Below are 14,460 nucleotides of genomic sequence, written 5' to 3' on the forward strand. Positions count from 1 at the left end.
CTCACACGCGTGCTTCGTCCGCCGAGGGCCGCTCGTCCACGAAGACCTGATCCTCGAAGCACCACAGCCAGTCCTCGCCCGGCTCGAAGGACTGGACCACGGGGTGCTGCGTCGCGCGCCAGTGCTTCGTCGCGTGCTTGTTCTTGGACGAGTCGCAGCACCCCACGTGCCCGCACGACAGACAGCGCCGCAGGTGCACCCAGGTGTCGCCCATCTTGAGGCACTCCTCGCAGCCCTCGGTCCGCGGCTCCGGGTCACCTGCTTGCAGGATGTGCTCGCACATCTCGGCCATGGCCCACCTCCCTCGCGCCACCAACCCGCGCGCGACTACCGTGCACACGGCCCGAGGACACCCCATCCCCTCGGCGGCCAGCCCGGGGCCCCGCCGGCTCCTCGCTCCCAGCGGAATGGCCCGAGCGCCCGCCCGGTCGCCAGCGCGATGGCTGGCGCATGTCGCGCACGCATCCCACGCTGAGCGCATGTCGCGGTCATCCACCGAACAGCGCACCGTCGCGTATGCGAGCAGCCGAGGCCGAGGCGTCCTGCTCGCGAGCATCGTCGGCAGCGGCATGGCCTTCCTCGACTCGACGGCCGTCAACGTGGCCCTGCCCGCGTTGGGGCGCGACCTGGGCGCGGGGATGGCGGGCCTCCAGTGGGCCGTGGATGCGTACCTGCTGACACTCGGCTCGCTCGTCCTCACGGGCGGCGCACTGGGCGACGCGTGGGGCCAGCGCAAGGTCTTCATCCTCGGCCTCATCGCCTTCACGGCCATGTCCGTGCTGTGCGGCCTGGCGCCCAACGCCACGGTGCTCGCAATCGCCCGAGCCGCCCAGGGCATCGGCGCGGCGATGCTCGTCCCCACCAGCCTCGCCTTGCTGCGCACCGCGTTCCCCGCGGTGGACCGGCAGCGCGCCGTCTCCGCGTGGGCGGGCCTGTCTGGCGTCAGCACCGCCGTGGGTCCGCTGCTGGGCGGCTGGTTGGTGGACACGGCCTCCTGGCGCTTCGTGTTCTTCCTCAACCTGCCCGTGTCGCTCCTGGCGCTCTGGGCCGCGCTGCGCTTCGTGCCGGACATCGCCCCCGAGCGGGACGCGCGCACCCTGGACATCCGAGGCGCGGTGACGGCGGCGCTGGGCCTGGGCGGCATCATCTACGCGCTCATCGAGGGCCCCGCGCATGGCTGGACCCCGCTGTCCGTGAGCGCCGCGGTGGGCGGCGTCTTCCTCTTCGGCCTCTTCTTCTTCCTGGAGGCGCGCGAGCCGCATCCCATGCTGCCGCTGTCGCTGTTCCACTCCCGCACGTTCTCGGGCGCCAACCTCACGACGCTCGCGGTGTACTTCGCGCTGGGCGGCGCGCTGTTCCTCGTGGTCATCGCGTTGCAACAGCAGGCGGGTTACTCCGCGCTGGCGGCGGGCGCGTCCATGCTTCCGCTCACGCTGCTCATGATGCTGTTGTCACCGCCGGTGGGACGGCTGGCCGAGCGCATCGGCGCGCGTCCGCTCATGGTGGTGGGTCCGCTGCTGGCCGGCGCGGGGCTCGCGCTGCTCACGCGCATCCACCGAGGCGGGGACTACGTGACGACGGTGCTCCCGGGCGTCGTGGTGCTGGGCATGGGGCTGTCGCTCACGGTGGGACCGCTGACCGCGGTGGTCCTCGGCAGCGTGGAGGACCAGCACGCGGGCGTGGCCTCCGGGGTGAACAACGCGGTGGCGCGCATCGCGGGTCTGCTCGCGGTGGCGCTGTTGCCGATGCTTGGAGGCATCACGGGACAGTCCTCCGAGAACTTCCTGGGAGGGATGCGGCGCGCGCTGTGGATCTCCGCGGCCCTGTGCGCGCTGGGCGCCCTGTGCTCGCAGCTCATGCTGCCCAAGTCGACCGGGAAGGTAGAGCGCCCTCGCCCCAAGGAGAGCCGCGCCCCGGTTCGTCCGCCCCTGGGGCGCACGCCCGCGCCCTCCGGGGGTGGCCGCTCGTAACGCGCGCCCCCGCGACAACATGCCACGCAGGACATGGGGGCAAGCCTCGGTAGCCTTCCGCCGGAATGCCCACGCCCCTGCCGTTGTCCCGCCCGTGCTCATCCTGGAAGCACCTTCCGCCCCTGGGCCTCCTGCTGTCATTGCTGGCCTGTGGCGGCTCGGAGCCCACGGCTCCGGATCCAGGCCCCAATGAGCTGCCCTGCGACGTGAAGGAGGTGCTCGCGAGACGCTGCGCGCAGTGCCACGCCTCGCCGCCCTCGTCGGGCGCACCCGCCCCGCTCCTGTCGCGCGCGGATCTCCAGAAGGCCTCCGCGCTGTATCCGGGCACCACCTGGGGCGAGCGCAGCGTCGTGCGCATGAAGGACACGGGGGCGCCCATGCCGCCCACCTCGGAGCCTCCGCTCACCGCCGAGGAGCGCAGCATCGTCGAGCAATGGGTCCAGGCCGGCATGCCCGCGGGGACCTGCGGGGCGCTGCCCACGGCCCCGGCCGCCACCTCCTGCGGCAGCGGCAGCTTCTGGAAGGACTCGGCCCAGGCCAACGCGACCATGGCCCCAGGGCTCGCGTGCCGTGAGTGCCACCTGCGCCTCGCGCCCGACCGCGCCTACTTCTTCATGGGGACCGTGTTCCCCTCCTTCCACGAGAAGGACGCGTGCAACGCACCTCCGCCCGCCGACGCTCGCGTGGAGCTCCTCGACAGCGCGGGGCGGGTCCAGCTCACGCTCACGCCCAACGCGGCGGGCAACTTCCTCTCCTCGGGACTCCAGCCCGCGTTCTCGATGCCCTATCGGGCGCGCGTCATCGCCCAGGGCCGCGTGCGAGAGATGAACACCCTGCAACGCAGTGGCGACTGCAACACGTGTCACACCGAGCAAGGGAACCACGACGCCCCCGGGCGCATTGTCTGGCCCTGAGCCCAGAAGCCCGCTGCGACAAATGACCGCATCCAGGAAGCCCGGGGCGCTTTGCTAAGCCGGCCTCTATCGGTTCCCACGCCAGGAGGCATGGACACATGAAGCTCCCGCTCGGCACGCTGTTCGCTCTCGCAGGTTCCCTCCTCGCCACGACCGCGCACGCGCACGTGTCCGTCAGCGGCCCAGGCCCCGCCGTCGCGGGCGCGAGCTTCGACGCGGACTTCACGCTCAGCCACGGCTGCAGCGGCGCGGACACCTACCGCGTGCGCATCGCCATCCCCGAGGGCGTCACCTCGGTGCGCCCCTTGGACGCAGTGTTCGGCAAGGCCGTGGTGGAGAAGGACGCCACCACCGGCAACGTGACGGCCGTGACGTGGACCAAGGCGAGCGCGGACGTGCTCCCCGCCGACACGCAGCTCTATCGCTTCACGCTGCGCGCGAAGCTGCCGGGCAAACCCTTCACCACGCTGTACTTCCCCACCACCCAGACCTGCCGCGCGGCGAATGGAGCCGAGACGACGGTGGAGTGGGTGGGCACCTCGGGAGAGCACGACCACGGGGGCAGCGACGCGGGCACCACTCCCGCCGCCGAGCCCGCACCGTCCCTGTTCCTGGTGCCCTCGCGCGTGCCGGGCTGGAACCGCTACACCGTCATGGAGCACGTCCACGACCTCACGGTCTTCAAGGACGCGCTCATCGTCTGGTCAGGCGCCGCGGCCTACAGCTTCAACCCCATCACCCAGGCGCAGATTGAACAGGAGCCCGGCGTCCAGCCGCTGTCGGAGATTCATCCCGGCACGGACATCTGGGTGAAGTACTGAGGCGGGAGACAGCCACGATGCGAACCTGGCACCTCGTCGTCATCACCGCCGGACTGCTCTGCGCCTGCGGGAAGAAGCCCCCCGCGCCGCCCGATTTTCCTGACGCGGGCACCGAGACTCCGTCGGGGTTGGAGCGCCCCGCGACTCGGCTCGAGCGTCCCCCCACGGGCCCTGGGCTGCCGGCGGACTTGAAGCCACCGGCGCCCTGAAGCCGTGAGCGCGTCTCAGCTCTTGTACTTCACCGAGCAGCCATAGGGCTCGGACGTGGGGGCGGCCACCGGCTTGCCGCCCAGCAGCGCGTCCACCGCGCTCTTCACGTAGTTGGTCTTCGTCGCGTTCTTGCCGCGCGGGTCGTCATCGATGGCGCCCGCGTAGCGGACCACGCCCTGCGCGTCGATGACGTACATGTGCGGCGTCGTCTTCGCGCCATACGACTTGCCCACGGTGCCGGCCGTGTCCAGCAGCACCGGGTAGCTCAGCGCCTCCTTCTTCTTCCACTCGGACGCGACCTGCGGCGTGTGCGTGGAGGTGGAGTCCACCGCGAGCCACACGACCTTCTTCGAGTCGAAGCCCTTCACGGTGTCCTGCATCGTCTTGGCCTCGTAGTGCCGCTTCACGAAGGGGCACTCCGGGTTGGTCCACTCGAGGACGACGACCTTGCCCTTGTACTCGGCCAGCGAGTGCTCCTTGCCGGACTCGTCCTTCAGCGTGAAGGCAGGTGCGGGCTTGCCCACTTCAGCGGTGTCAGCGGCGAACACAGGGGCGCCCACGAAGGCCGTGGTGAGCGCGAGAGCGGTGAAGACCTGCTTCATGACGTTCTCTCCTTCAACGAGGGAAGACTGCGACGACAGCGTGAGACCACTTCAGCGCCGCGGGGAGTCGGCGGCGCAGAGCACTCCAGAACCCTTGCGGTCTGGCCCGCATTCCGCCGCGCGCCGCACGGCCTCGATGACGGAGTCGGTGGTGAGCAACTCCGAGAGCACCTCGGGCTTGTCCGGCGAGGAGGGGCTCAGCACCAGGTACATGGGCACGCCCGCGCGACCGTGGTCGGCCAGCTTCGCGGTGATGCGCGCGTCCCGGCGCGTCCAGTCCGCCACGAAGAAGGCCACCCCATACTTCGTGAACGCGGCGCGCACCTCTTCACGAGACAGCACGGTGCGCTCGTTGAACTTGCACGTGAGACACCAGTCCGCGGTGAAGTCGATGAACACCGGCTGCCCGGCCTCCAGCGCCGCGGTCACCGCCGCCTCGTCCCACGGTTGAGCCGCGTGCGCCACGGCCGCGCCCGCCGCGCCTCGCGAGGCCTGCGACTCATCGAAGCGCAGGGCCAGCGCGCCACAGGCCACCAGCAGCACCGCCGCGATGCCCACCGTGCCCAGCTTGCGCACACCCTCCATCAACTGGGCCTGGCCATACAGCCACGTGCCCAACCCGACGACGACGAGGAAGGCCAGGAGGCGCGCCATGCCGTCCACGCCCGCCAGCCCGCCCATGACCCACACGAGCCACACGGTGGTGCCGAGCAGCGCGAACCCGAGCAACTGCTTGGCGCGCTCCATCCACGCGCCCGGCTTGGGCAGTCGCTTGACCAACCCCGGCACCATCACCAGCACACAGAAGGGCAGCGCGAGCCCCAGGCCCAGCGCCAGGAACACGGCCAGCACCGTCGCCGGACCCGCCGCGAAGGCGAAGCCCACCGCGGTCCCCAGCAGCGGCGCCGAGCAGGGCGTCGCCAGCACCACGGCCAGCACGCCCTCGCCCGCGCTGCGCAAGAGGCCGTGGCTCTGGTCCACCTTGCCGGCCAGTGCCGTGCCGTCAGTGCCCAGCGTGAAGAGACCGAAGAGGTTGAGCGCGAACACCACCAGCACCGCGCTCACGCCCGCGACGAAGAGCGGCTCCTGGAACTGGAAGCCCCAGCCCACGCTGTGTCCGCCCGCGCGCACCGCCAGCACCGCGCCCGCCAGCAACATCATCGTGCCGACGATGCCGCCCGCGTACGCCGCCGCATGCGGGGCCACGCGCCCCTTCTCCTCCTGCACCATGCGCGTGAAGCCGTAGGCCTTGAGCGCCAGCACCGGGAACACGCACGGCATCAGGTTGAGCAGCGCGCCACCGAGGAACGCGAACAGCAGCGCCAGCCCCAGCCCGAACGGCGCGGCCTCCGCGGCGGGAGCCACGGCCACGGGCTTCACCTTGCTCATCGCGTCCTGCACCGAGGGCATCTTCAGCGGCGCGGGCGGAGTCGGCGCGACCGCCGCGGCAGCGAACGGCGCCAGCGGAAGGTTCACCTCCACCGCGCGGTAGCCCTGGCTCGCCGTGCCCAACCGCAGCACCCCCGCGAGCCGAGGCTCACCCTTGGGCGCGACGGGAGACGCCTTCCCCTCCAGCTTGAACTGGCCCGCGCCCAGCGACTTCAACGCGACGGTGTCCACGCCGTTGATGCGCTCGGGGACGAAGAAGTCACCCTCCACCGGAGGGAGCGCCTGCGCCGAGCCCACCGTGAGGGTGCCGGTGAACGGCTGGTCCGCGGTCAGCGTCTTCGCATCCAGCGCCAGCGACAGCTTGAGCCCCGCCGCATCCTCGGCCTGGGGCACGCGCGCCTGGGCCGCATCGAAGAGCGAAGCGAACTCCGGGTCAGCCTCCGTGCGCGGACCCACGGGGATGGCGCGCGTGAGCAGGAGCTGTGCGGGGATGCAGTGCACCTTGCACACGAGCGCATCCACCGCGGCCGACAACGTCAGCGAGCCCGTGGCCTGCTTCGAGGCATGCGCGGGCGCGAACAGCAGCACCTCATCGTGGTAGCCGTACGTGGTGATGAACCCGTCCGACGTCCGGAAGGTGGACGGGAAGGGCCAACGCACCGCATCCACCGTGACGCCCGGCGTGTCCCACGCCACGTCCGTGGCCAGCCCCGAGTCTCCTGGATTCTTCCAGTAGATGTGCCAGTCCGGGTCCAAGCGGAAGCGCACGCCCACGCGGAAGTCCCCGCCCGCCTGGACCTGGGTGGAGTCCACCACCAGCGCGGCCTCGACACGCGGATCGCCCTCGTCAGGAGCACCACTGGCCACGGCGGAGGGAGGCAGCGCGGCATTCGCCACCGCCGCCAGGAGCAACGCACCCAGACCACCACTCCACCCGAGCCTCTTGAACCACTGACGCGACATGCGCCTCCCGTTAACCCACTGACGACAGACCCGCCACACTGGAGGGCCCTCCACCGGGGGACCGGTGAACCCTCCGGGCGGGCATGCATTCCCCTCATCGGGACGGGGTCAGGACTCCTCGCCCACCTTCCAAGGAACCATCCCGGACACGGGCGCCGGGGCAGGCCCCACGCGGCTGATGGAGATGCGGGACACCTCCGACTGCGCGCGTCGGATGCCGAGCGGAGGAAGCTGTGAGGCCCGCCGCTCCACCGCGCGCCGCAGCTCCGCCAACCGGTCCACGTGTCGCTGCGCGGGGACCGCGGGAGAGCCCAAGCGGGCGAGCTTGAAGAGCGCACGGTCCGCGCCGTCGAGCGCTCGGTCGGCCGCATCCACCTGCCGCTTGCCGAGCGCCTTCCACGCCGCGGCCTCGCACGCCACCAGGTCGAGTTCGGCGGACACGGCGCGCACGAAGCGCCCCTCTTCGCTGTCTGGCAACAGCCGCGTGACAGGGAGGCTGATGCGACGCGCGTCGTTGTCCTGCGTGTAGGAGGCCGTGACGCTCAGGTTCCACTCGGCGCGCTCCAGCGTGCCGGTGAAGAGGACGCGGCGAGGGAACGCGCGAGACACCGAGCCCAGCGTCGCGCTCATCGCATCGCCCTCCACGCGCGACGGATAGCGATGGCTGCACCGCACCGCGGAGAAGCCCGTGGGGAGCACGTACACGCGCGCATCCGAGACGACCTCACCGAAGAGGTCCGCGCCCACCACGTCCACGGCCAGGGGCAAGCCCTCGGCATCGTCCACGTGCGTGAAGCCCGTGCCGGAGGGGCCCGTGAGCGCCTCGAGAATCTCGGGCAGGTAGTGGCGCCCCAACCCCAGCGCCTGCAGCGACACGCCGGACTCCGCCACCTTGCCGCCCAGCGCGCGGAAGTCAGGCAGCAGCGTGGTGCCCACGGACGGCTCGCCATCGGTGAGCACCAGAAGCTGCGGGCGCGCGCCGGGAACGAGCACACGGCGGACGGCCTCGGCGCCTCGCTCGATGGCCTCGTGCAGCGCGGTGCCTTCGCCGCACTCCAGACGCGCGAGCGCCTGAAGGAAGGCGGCCTTCGCGCCAGGCTCCATGGCGCGCAGGGGCAGCACCTGCTCCGGCTCGGCGTCGAAGGTCAGCAGCCCCAGGTAATCGCGAGGGCCCGCGCGCTCCACGAGCGACCGGGCGGCATCCACCGCCGCGGCCATCGGCGCCCCGCGCATGGAGGCGCTGCGGTCCATGACGAGGTTGACCGCGACAGGCGCGCGCGGGGACTCCGCGTCCGCCTCCAGCACGACGAGCAGGAGCACTTCGCGGCCGGGCTCCGCGTCGCGCTCCACTGCCCAGGCTGTCTGCTTCAATGCACACCCCCGCACGAGGTCGTGAGGCATTCTGCGTGATTGCCGCCAGGCAGAGGGGGGCCTCACCCAGGCGGAAGTCTCATGGCCCACAAGCGCCCGCGAGCGCGGACCCACGGGAGGGGGCACTTCCGCCGAGCATGTCGGGGCTTCGCCCCTGGAGCAAGCGGGCCAGGGGAACCCTCGCGTCGGGCCTCACAGCCCCCGCACCTGGGCCGACCGAGTCCTCGCGAAGGGTTTACGGATTTACTTCATGGCAGCGTCCATGAGGCTCGGGCCCCCGGGACCGTCCGCACAGAGCGGCGGAGCGCCAGGGACCCGCGACTCATCACTCCGCGTCCCAGCCGCCCCAGGCTTCCTCGTCCAGGTGGCCCCAGTCGCCCCGGTCGTCCGCCAGCACCGGGACCACGGTCTCGGATTCGCCATCCTCGCCCAGGTCCAGGTAGATAGACCGCTCATCCAGGTACGTGGTGTCGTCGTGGCCCATGGAGTGCTCCTTGGACGCTCTGCATACACGGAGTGTGCGGCTCTTCGCTCGCATCTCCTCAGGCGTCTTTCCCGCCGGACAAGGAAGCCCCGCGCCATGCGGTGCCATTTACAAACCAGTCCTTGACCGATTTACGGAGCAGGTTGCCCATGCCGCCGCGCGTTGTAAAGCCCCTGCCCCAGGAAAGTGCGGCGAGCGTCAGGAAGCGCACGCCTGCTCACCCGCCGGCGGCCCTGTCCGCGCGACAGGCCCGGCCGCGCGTGGCAGACTCCCGGCCCCGTTCCCAGCCGCGCCGCGCCCGCGCCTCGCTCTGCCCACTCCTGCCTCGCGCGGTGACGGACAGCGGTTTCAGCAGCGTGCTTGATTCGCGAATCACCCCTGTTAGGGTTGACCCGAACTCAAGAATTGCCGCGACGCGGCAACCGGGCCTTTCGCCGCGCGCCCACGAGGTCTCCAAGATTCCATGAGTCCCATCATCACCGGCCTGCTACTCGCCGTCGCCGTCTCACTCTTCATCATCACCATGTCCGGCCGAGCCGGCGTGCTGCTCGCGATGAAGCAGGAGAACCGGCTGGACCAGATTCCCTACCGCGTGGCGCAGCTGGTGCGCTTCGGGTTGGGCCAGAAGCGCATGGTGGACCCGGAGGAGTTCACGCCCGGCCTGTTCCACATCTTCATCTACGCCGCCTTCATGGTGCTGGCGGTCCGTACGGTGATGCTCTTCACCATCGGCTTCTCGTCCACGGCGTTGGAAGTGCTGACGGACTTCAGCCACCCGGTGTGGGCGGACGTCCCGGCGCTCGCTGCGGTGTACCGCGTCTACCTGTTGATCAAGGACGTGGTCGCGGCGCTGGCGCTCCTGGGCGTGGCCTTCTTCGTGTGGACGCGCTGGAAGGTGAAGCCGGACCGCATGTCGCAGTCGTGGGAGGCGTACCTCATCCTCGGATTCATCGCGGGCCTGATGGTGACGGAGTTCGTCTTCGGCGGTGGCCACCTGGTGACGGCGCACGCGGCGCAGGGCGCTCAGGCCCCGGCGCCTTCCCTGGCCTGGTACGAGCCGGTCACCAGCGCGGTGGGCCTGGCGATGATGCCGATGGGTCCCACAGCCGCGCACGCGCTGGGCACGGCGGGCTTCTGGACGCACCTGACCATCATCCTGGCGTTCCTGAACTTCCTGCCGCTGGGCAAGCACTTCCACATCATCACCGGCCTCTTCAACGTCTTCTTCCAGCGCTCCCACTCCACGGGCAAGCTGCCCACGCCCAACCTGGAGAAGGAAGAGTTCGGCGCCGCCACGGTGAAGGACCTCACGTGGAAGCAGGGCCTGGACCTCTACTCCTGCACCGAGTGCGGTCGCTGCCAGACGCACTGCCCCACGTACATCACGGGCAAGCCGCTCACGCACAAGGCCGTCAACCAGGACCTGAAGCACTGGATCTGGGACCACGAGCAGTGGGTGGAAGAGGGCTACCACGACGGCATGAAGCAGCCCCTGCCGGAGATGATTGGCAGTGCGCTGAAGGCCGAGACGGTGTGGGCGTGCACGAGCTGCGGCTGGTGTGAGCAGGCCTGCCCGGTGTTCATCGAGAACGTCCCGCGCCTCATCGACATGCGCCGCTACCAGGTGCAGGTGAAGGCCGAGTTCCCGCCGGAGATCCAGCGCGTGTTCGAGGGCATCGAGCGCCAGGGCAACCCCTGGGGCCTGGGCCAGGACCGCCGCGACGAGTGGGCCGAGGACCTGAACCTGCCCACGTGGGGTGACGGCGGCGGACCGTACGAGTACCTGTTCTTCGTGGGCTGCGCGGGCAGCTACGACGACAAGCAGAAGAAGGTGAGCCGCTCGCTCGTGAAGATCATGCGCGAGGCGGGCGTGACGTTCGCCACGCTCTCCAAGCAGGAGATGTGCAACGGCGACCCGGCGCGCCGCATGGGCAACGAGTACCTGTACCAGACGATGGCCAAGACGAACGTCGAGACGTGGAACTCGATGGGCGTGAAGGCGGTCATCACCCAGTGCCCGCACTGCTTCAACACCATCAAGAACGAGTACCCGGAGTTCGGCGGCGAGTACCGGGTCATCAACCACACGCAGCTCATCAACGAACTGCTGAAGGACAAGCGCATCAAGCTGTCCGCGGTCATGAATACGAAGCTCACGTACCACGACCCCTGCTACCTGGGCCGCCACAACGGCGTGTACGACGCGCCTCGCGAGGTGCTCAACGCCATCCCGGGTCTGGAGGTCGTGGAGATGCAGCGCAGCAAGCGCGAGGGCTTCTGCTGCGGCGCCGGTGGCGGACGGATGTGGATGGAAGAGCACATCGGCACGCGCATCAACCACAACCGCATCAACGAAGTGGCGCTCACGCTCAAGCACGCCGAGGACCCGTCCACGCCGTTCCCCGATGCCACGGACAAGAAGAAGCCGGGCCAGGTGGGCGACTACAAGGAGACGGGTGGCAGCGGCGTGGTCGCGGTGGCCTGCCCGTTCTGCTCGACGATGCTCAACGACGCCGTGAACGACACGGGCCGCGAGCAGATCAAGATCAAGGACATCACCGAGCTGGTCGCCGATGCGATGGAGACGCGCGGCGGCTCCGTGGCGCCCGGAGTGACGGTGAGCGCCAAGCCGGAGTAGTCACGCGTCAGGCGCCGGGGACTCCCCCGGCGCACTGATGACAGGGCCCGGTCCGCCTCCCTCCTGGGAAGCGCCGGGCCCTTCGTGTTTCCCGCGACGAGCGCGAGGGCTCAGGGCTTGCGCTGCTTCTCCGCGCGCAGCGCACGCTCCAGCCGCTTCGTGGGGCCGTCATCGCCCAGCTTCCCCGCGACGTAGGCGCCCGCCGAGGCGAGCTTGCGGCGGAAGCTGTCCGGCGGCACAGCCGGCGGATCCATCGGGATGTGCCCCAGCCCGAGTCCCGACAGGAGCGTGCGAGCCAGGTCCTTCTCATCCGCGCGCGCGTGGGGCAGGAGCAGGCGGCACACCTCGGCGTGGCCGTGGGCAGCGGCCATGATGAGCGGCGTCTCGCCGATGGAGTCCGTGAGGATGGGGTCGGCGCCCGCCTCCAACAGCAGGCCCACCAGCTCCGTCTGCCCCTCGCGAGCGGCCAGCATGAGGGGCGTGCGGCCTTCCAGGTCAAAGGGATTGGGGTCCGCGCCCGCATCGAGCTGGGCCAGCACGGCGGCGCGGTCTCCCGCGCTCACGGCATCGAACAAGGACATCAGCCACCTCCAGCGGCGGGAAGAGCATCGCGCCCCGAAGGCCCCACGCGCCAGGGGCACTCGCCTCCGCGGGCAGGGCCGCCTGTCATCCGAGCGACATGCGCCCTCCGCGCCCCAAGGTCCCTGCCTCGTAGCCTCACGCCGACAGGCAGCGGGCGCCAAGCGTACGCACACCTGGGTGATTCAGTTCCTGGGCAAGTCATCCAGCCACGCGAGCAGGGCAGCCCGCACGGCAGGGTCCGCGAGGAGCCATGCATGGCCCTGACCGGGCACCTCACGCAGCTCCAGCAAGAGGCCCGCGGCGAGCCAGGGCTCCCGCGCCTCGCGCCACAGCGGAGCGCTCCCATCCAACGCACCAATCCAAGACACCAAGGGCACCCGCGCCGTGGCGAGCCCAACAGGCGGGGTGCGCTCATCCGCGCGAGAGATGCGCGGCGAGCCAGCGACCAGCGCCAGACCGCCCACCACGTCGGGACGCGCCGCCCCGAGTTCGAGCGCCATCTGCGCTCCCGCGCTGAAGCCCAGCAGCACGGGCCGGCGCGCATCGACGCCCGGCACCCGCGCCACGTCCGGCACCACGCCGAGCATCAAGCGGTTCGCCTCCGCGCCGCTCCAGCCCTCCACTCGCTCGCGAGGCAGTGTCAGCAAGGCCCAGCCGTGCCGAGCCAACTCATCGCCCCAGGGCTCCACCAGCGCGAGCCCATCGGTCCCCGTCGGGTGCAGCCACACGAGCAACCGATGCGGCCGCGCGGGCGTGGCGCTGTCGGAGACAACGAGGCGATACGGCAACCCGGCGACCGGCGACCCCGTCACGAGCCGCACACCCGGCGGTGGCGAGGGCCGCGGTCCACTCGACGCGCACGCCGCGAGGCCCAGGAGCCCCACGGCGAGGAGGTGCCGCGCCCTCGACCTCAAGCCGTCAGAAGGGCCCGTAGGACGGCTCCGCGGCCGTGGGCACCGCGAGGCTCACCGAGCTGGGCGTGAGGCTCACCGTCGCGCGGTAGATGCTCGGGTCTCCGCCCGCGTCGGAGAAGAGGAAGCCCAGGCCACTGGCGCTCGTCCAGCTCGGGAAGGTCTCCTGCACGGTGGCCGTGGAGTAGTCGGACAGGCGGCGGAGCTGGCCGATGCCCGTGGACGTCAGCGGCCCCACGAAGATGCGCGTGCTGCCCGAGGAGAGCTTCCCATCGAGCGCCACCTGCGTGCCGTCCGACGACACCACCGCGCGGTTCACGATGGACAGCACCTCGTTGCCCAGCGAGCTGAACGTCGCGGGCCCGCCATTGAGCGGCACCCGCGCGAGCTGGTTGAACTGGAAGGTGTTGTTGCCCGCGGGCACCAGCACCGTCGTGCCGTTCGGGAAGAAGGACGGCGCGCCGTAGGAGATGGTGGTGCCCGGGGTGAGCGCCTTGAAGCTGCTGCCATCCACGTTCACCTGCCCCAGCTCGCTGTTGGAGCCCGAGCCCCGGTCGAACACGAAGACGATGGTGCGCGAGTCCGGGCTGAAGGTGGGATAGCGGAAGTTGGTGCAGCCCCTCACGCCACACGCCACGTCGTTGGTCGTGAAGAGGGTCGCCGTCACGCCGCCCGAGGTGGGGACCGTCTGCAGCGACGTGGTGTTGCCCGACTTCTGCACGAAGACGACGCTGCGCCCGTCACGCGACACCGAGGGCTGGAACGCGCCACCGCCGGACGTCAGCCGCTGCGGGCTGTTGGGGTCTCCTTTGTCATCCACCACGTAGACGTTGCGGTCGTTGCGAACGAACGCGAAGCCTCGGGTGAAGAGCACGTCGCCCGCGCCACCGCCGCCTCCTTCGTCCAGGGGCTGGCACGCGCCCAGAAGTCCCACCGCCACCATCCCGCCGAGAATTCGCCGGATGCCACGCATCGCTGTCTCCACTGTCGGCCCTGTTGGCAAAGCGCCCGCACTACAGAGTGCGAAGGCTCCGACGTCAACGCGGACAGCGGATTCAACTTCCCGTGGGAGTCAGCGGTTGAGCTTCTGCAGCTCGTTGCGGCACAGGTTGCAGAGCGACAGCTGCTTGCGGTCACAGTCCTGTGGCGCCTGGGCGAAGAACATCACGCAGCGAAGGTCCTCGCAGTACGACAGGCCCAGCAGGTGACCGGCCTGGTGCACCACCTCCACCTGGAGGCGGCGGCGCAGGTGCTCGCCCTCCGCGCCATGGCGCATGCGGGACAGGCTCACCACCGCGACCTTCGACTCGCGGTCCGCCTCGCCGAGGACGAAGGGCGAGTCCGGGACGAACAGGTCCACGTCCGTCACGCCCATCACCAGGTGCTGCCCCGGCTCCATCAAGGGAGTGAGCCGGCGCATGATGGCGTTGCAGTGGTATTGGCCGCGATCCTTGTTGAAGGCGTAGGTGGGAGCTGGCAGCGCCGCGCGTCCCACCACCGCCGTGACGCCCATGTGCGTCGCCAGCGGGTCCTGCAAGTCCCTCAACAGGGTGGCCGGAGGGCTCCCCACGGAGAGCAGCAGGAGTGTCTTCTGCGGCATCGGCC

The 14,460-nt window shown here is 70.4% G+C and carries 15 protein-coding genes; 5 read left to right on the forward strand and 10 right to left on the reverse strand.

The window, feature by feature from the left end:
- Nucleotide 1: 1 nt before the first annotated feature.
- The gene (locus JGU66_06920; protein MBJ6760490.1) at nucleotides 2-292 is read right to left on the reverse strand and encodes a UBP-type zinc finger domain-containing protein; all 291 of its coding nucleotides are present in this window, start codon (nucleotides 290-292) and stop codon (nucleotides 2-4) included.
- Nucleotides 293-479: 187 nt separating this feature from the next.
- Here JGU66_06920 and JGU66_06925 point away from each other — a divergent pair, with 187 nt between their 5' ends.
- The 4 genes from JGU66_06925 (at nucleotide 480) to JGU66_06940 (ending at nucleotide 3,914) form a co-directional block, all read left to right on the forward strand.
- The gene (locus tag JGU66_06925; protein ID MBJ6760491.1) at nucleotides 480-1,970 is read left to right on the forward strand and encodes an MFS transporter; all 1,491 of its coding nucleotides are present in this window, start codon (nucleotides 480-482) and stop codon (nucleotides 1,968-1,970) included.
- Nucleotides 1,971-2,035: 65 nt separating this feature from the next.
- On the forward strand, nucleotides 2,036-2,884 hold the full coding sequence (locus JGU66_06930; GenBank protein ID MBJ6760492.1) for a hypothetical protein: 849 nt from the start codon (nucleotides 2,036-2,038) through the stop codon (nucleotides 2,882-2,884).
- Between the two features lie 98 nt (nucleotides 2,885-2,982).
- Nucleotides 2,983-3,705 carry a YcnI family protein gene (locus JGU66_06935; GenBank protein ID MBJ6760493.1) on the forward strand — a complete coding sequence of 241 codons (723 nt, stop codon included), beginning with the start codon at nucleotides 2,983-2,985 and terminating at the stop codon, nucleotides 3,703-3,705.
- 17 nt (nucleotides 3,706-3,722) lie between these two features.
- On the forward strand, nucleotides 3,723-3,914 hold the full coding sequence (locus JGU66_06940) for a hypothetical protein (protein MBJ6760494.1): 192 nt from the start codon (nucleotides 3,723-3,725) through the stop codon (nucleotides 3,912-3,914).
- 15 nt (nucleotides 3,915-3,929) lie between these two features.
- Here the strand turns inward: JGU66_06940 and JGU66_06945 are convergent, their stop codons facing one another.
- The 5 genes from JGU66_06945 to JGU66_06965 all read right to left on the reverse strand — a co-directional run bounded on the left by JGU66_06945 (nucleotide 3,930) and on the right by JGU66_06965 (nucleotide 8,935).
- Nucleotides 3,930-4,517 carry a thioredoxin family protein gene (locus JGU66_06945; protein ID MBJ6760495.1) on the reverse strand — a complete coding sequence of 196 codons (588 nt, stop codon included), beginning with the start codon at nucleotides 4,515-4,517 and terminating at the stop codon, nucleotides 3,930-3,932.
- A gap of 51 nt (nucleotides 4,518-4,568) precedes the next feature.
- Complete coding sequence (locus tag JGU66_06950) at nucleotides 4,569-6,869, reverse strand: thioredoxin family protein (protein ID MBJ6760496.1); 2,301 nt, start codon at nucleotides 6,867-6,869, stop codon at nucleotides 4,569-4,571.
- Nucleotides 6,870-6,977: 108 nt separating this feature from the next.
- Nucleotides 6,978-8,240 carry a VWA domain-containing protein gene (locus JGU66_06955; GenBank protein MBJ6760497.1) on the reverse strand — a complete coding sequence of 421 codons (1,263 nt, stop codon included), beginning with the start codon at nucleotides 8,238-8,240 and terminating at the stop codon, nucleotides 6,978-6,980.
- Between the two features lie 325 nt (nucleotides 8,241-8,565).
- Complete coding sequence (locus JGU66_06960) at nucleotides 8,566-8,724, reverse strand: hypothetical protein (GenBank protein ID MBJ6760498.1); 159 nt, start codon at nucleotides 8,722-8,724, stop codon at nucleotides 8,566-8,568.
- A 58-nt stretch (nucleotides 8,725-8,782) separates the two neighbouring features.
- On the reverse strand, nucleotides 8,783-8,935 hold the full coding sequence (locus JGU66_06965; protein ID MBJ6760499.1) for a hypothetical protein: 153 nt from the start codon (nucleotides 8,933-8,935) through the stop codon (nucleotides 8,783-8,785).
- Between the two features lie 252 nt (nucleotides 8,936-9,187).
- Between JGU66_06965 and JGU66_06970 the strand changes: the two genes are divergently transcribed.
- Nucleotides 9,188-11,362, forward strand: coding sequence for a (Fe-S)-binding protein (locus JGU66_06970; protein ID MBJ6760500.1), 2,175 nt, complete (start codon nucleotides 9,188-9,190; stop codon nucleotides 11,360-11,362).
- Between the two features lie 110 nt (nucleotides 11,363-11,472).
- Here the strand turns inward: JGU66_06970 and JGU66_06975 are convergent, their stop codons facing one another.
- From JGU66_06975 to JGU66_06990, 4 genes are all read right to left on the reverse strand, one after another.
- Nucleotides 11,473-11,943, reverse strand: a complete 471-nt coding sequence (locus JGU66_06975) for an ankyrin repeat domain-containing protein (GenBank protein MBJ6760501.1) — start codon at nucleotides 11,941-11,943, stop codon at nucleotides 11,473-11,475.
- Nucleotides 11,944-12,126: 183 nt separating this feature from the next.
- Nucleotides 12,127-12,756 carry a hypothetical protein gene (locus JGU66_06980; protein ID MBJ6760502.1) on the reverse strand — a complete coding sequence of 210 codons (630 nt, stop codon included), beginning with the start codon at nucleotides 12,754-12,756 and terminating at the stop codon, nucleotides 12,127-12,129.
- Nucleotides 12,757-12,862: 106 nt separating this feature from the next.
- Entirely contained in the window at nucleotides 12,863-13,828 is a 966-nt protein-coding gene (locus tag JGU66_06985; protein ID MBJ6760503.1) for a PD40 domain-containing protein, read from the reverse strand.
- Nucleotides 13,829-13,927: 99 nt separating this feature from the next.
- A complete protein-coding gene (locus tag JGU66_06990; GenBank protein MBJ6760504.1) occupies nucleotides 13,928-14,455 on the reverse strand; it encodes a non-proteolytic archaemetzincin-like protein in 528 nt (175 codons plus the stop codon).
- Nucleotides 14,456-14,460 lie beyond the last annotated feature (5 nt).

This window comes from Myxococcaceae bacterium JPH2, from assembly GCA_016458225.1.
In the GTDB taxonomy this organism is placed as follows: Bacteria; Myxococcota; Myxococcia; order Myxococcales; family Myxococcaceae; genus Citreicoccus.

Coding starts and splice junctions, on each gene's coding strand:
- JGU66_06940 (MBJ6760494.1), top strand. CDS start 3,723: ATGCGAACCTGGCACCTCGTCGTCATCACCGCCGGACTGCTCTGCGCC.
- JGU66_06985 (MBJ6760503.1), bottom strand. CDS start 13,828: ATGCGTGGCATCCGGCGAATTCTCGGCGGGATGGTGGCGGTGGGACTT.
- JGU66_06975 (MBJ6760501.1), bottom strand. CDS start 11,943: ATGTCCTTGTTCGATGCCGTGAGCGCGGGAGACCGCGCCGCCGTGCTG.
- JGU66_06990 (MBJ6760504.1), bottom strand. CDS start 14,455: ATGCCGCAGAAGACACTCCTGCTGCTCTCCGTGGGGAGCCCTCCGGCC.
- JGU66_06950 (MBJ6760496.1), bottom strand. CDS start 6,869: ATGTCGCGTCAGTGGTTCAAGAGGCTCGGGTGGAGTGGTGGTCTGGGT.
- JGU66_06945 (MBJ6760495.1), bottom strand. CDS start 4,517: ATGAAGCAGGTCTTCACCGCTCTCGCGCTCACCACGGCCTTCGTGGGC.
- JGU66_06970 (MBJ6760500.1), top strand. CDS start 9,188: ATGAGTCCCATCATCACCGGCCTGCTACTCGCCGTCGCCGTCTCACTC.
- JGU66_06960 (MBJ6760498.1), bottom strand. CDS start 8,724: ATGGGCCACGACGACACCACGTACCTGGATGAGCGGTCTATCTACCTG.
- JGU66_06925 (MBJ6760491.1), top strand. CDS start 480: ATGTCGCGGTCATCCACCGAACAGCGCACCGTCGCGTATGCGAGCAGC.
- JGU66_06935 (MBJ6760493.1), top strand. CDS start 2,983: ATGAAGCTCCCGCTCGGCACGCTGTTCGCTCTCGCAGGTTCCCTCCTC.
- JGU66_06920 (MBJ6760490.1), bottom strand. CDS start 292: ATGGCCGAGATGTGCGAGCACATCCTGCAAGCAGGTGACCCGGAGCCG.
- JGU66_06930 (MBJ6760492.1), top strand. CDS start 2,036: ATGCCCACGCCCCTGCCGTTGTCCCGCCCGTGCTCATCCTGGAAGCAC.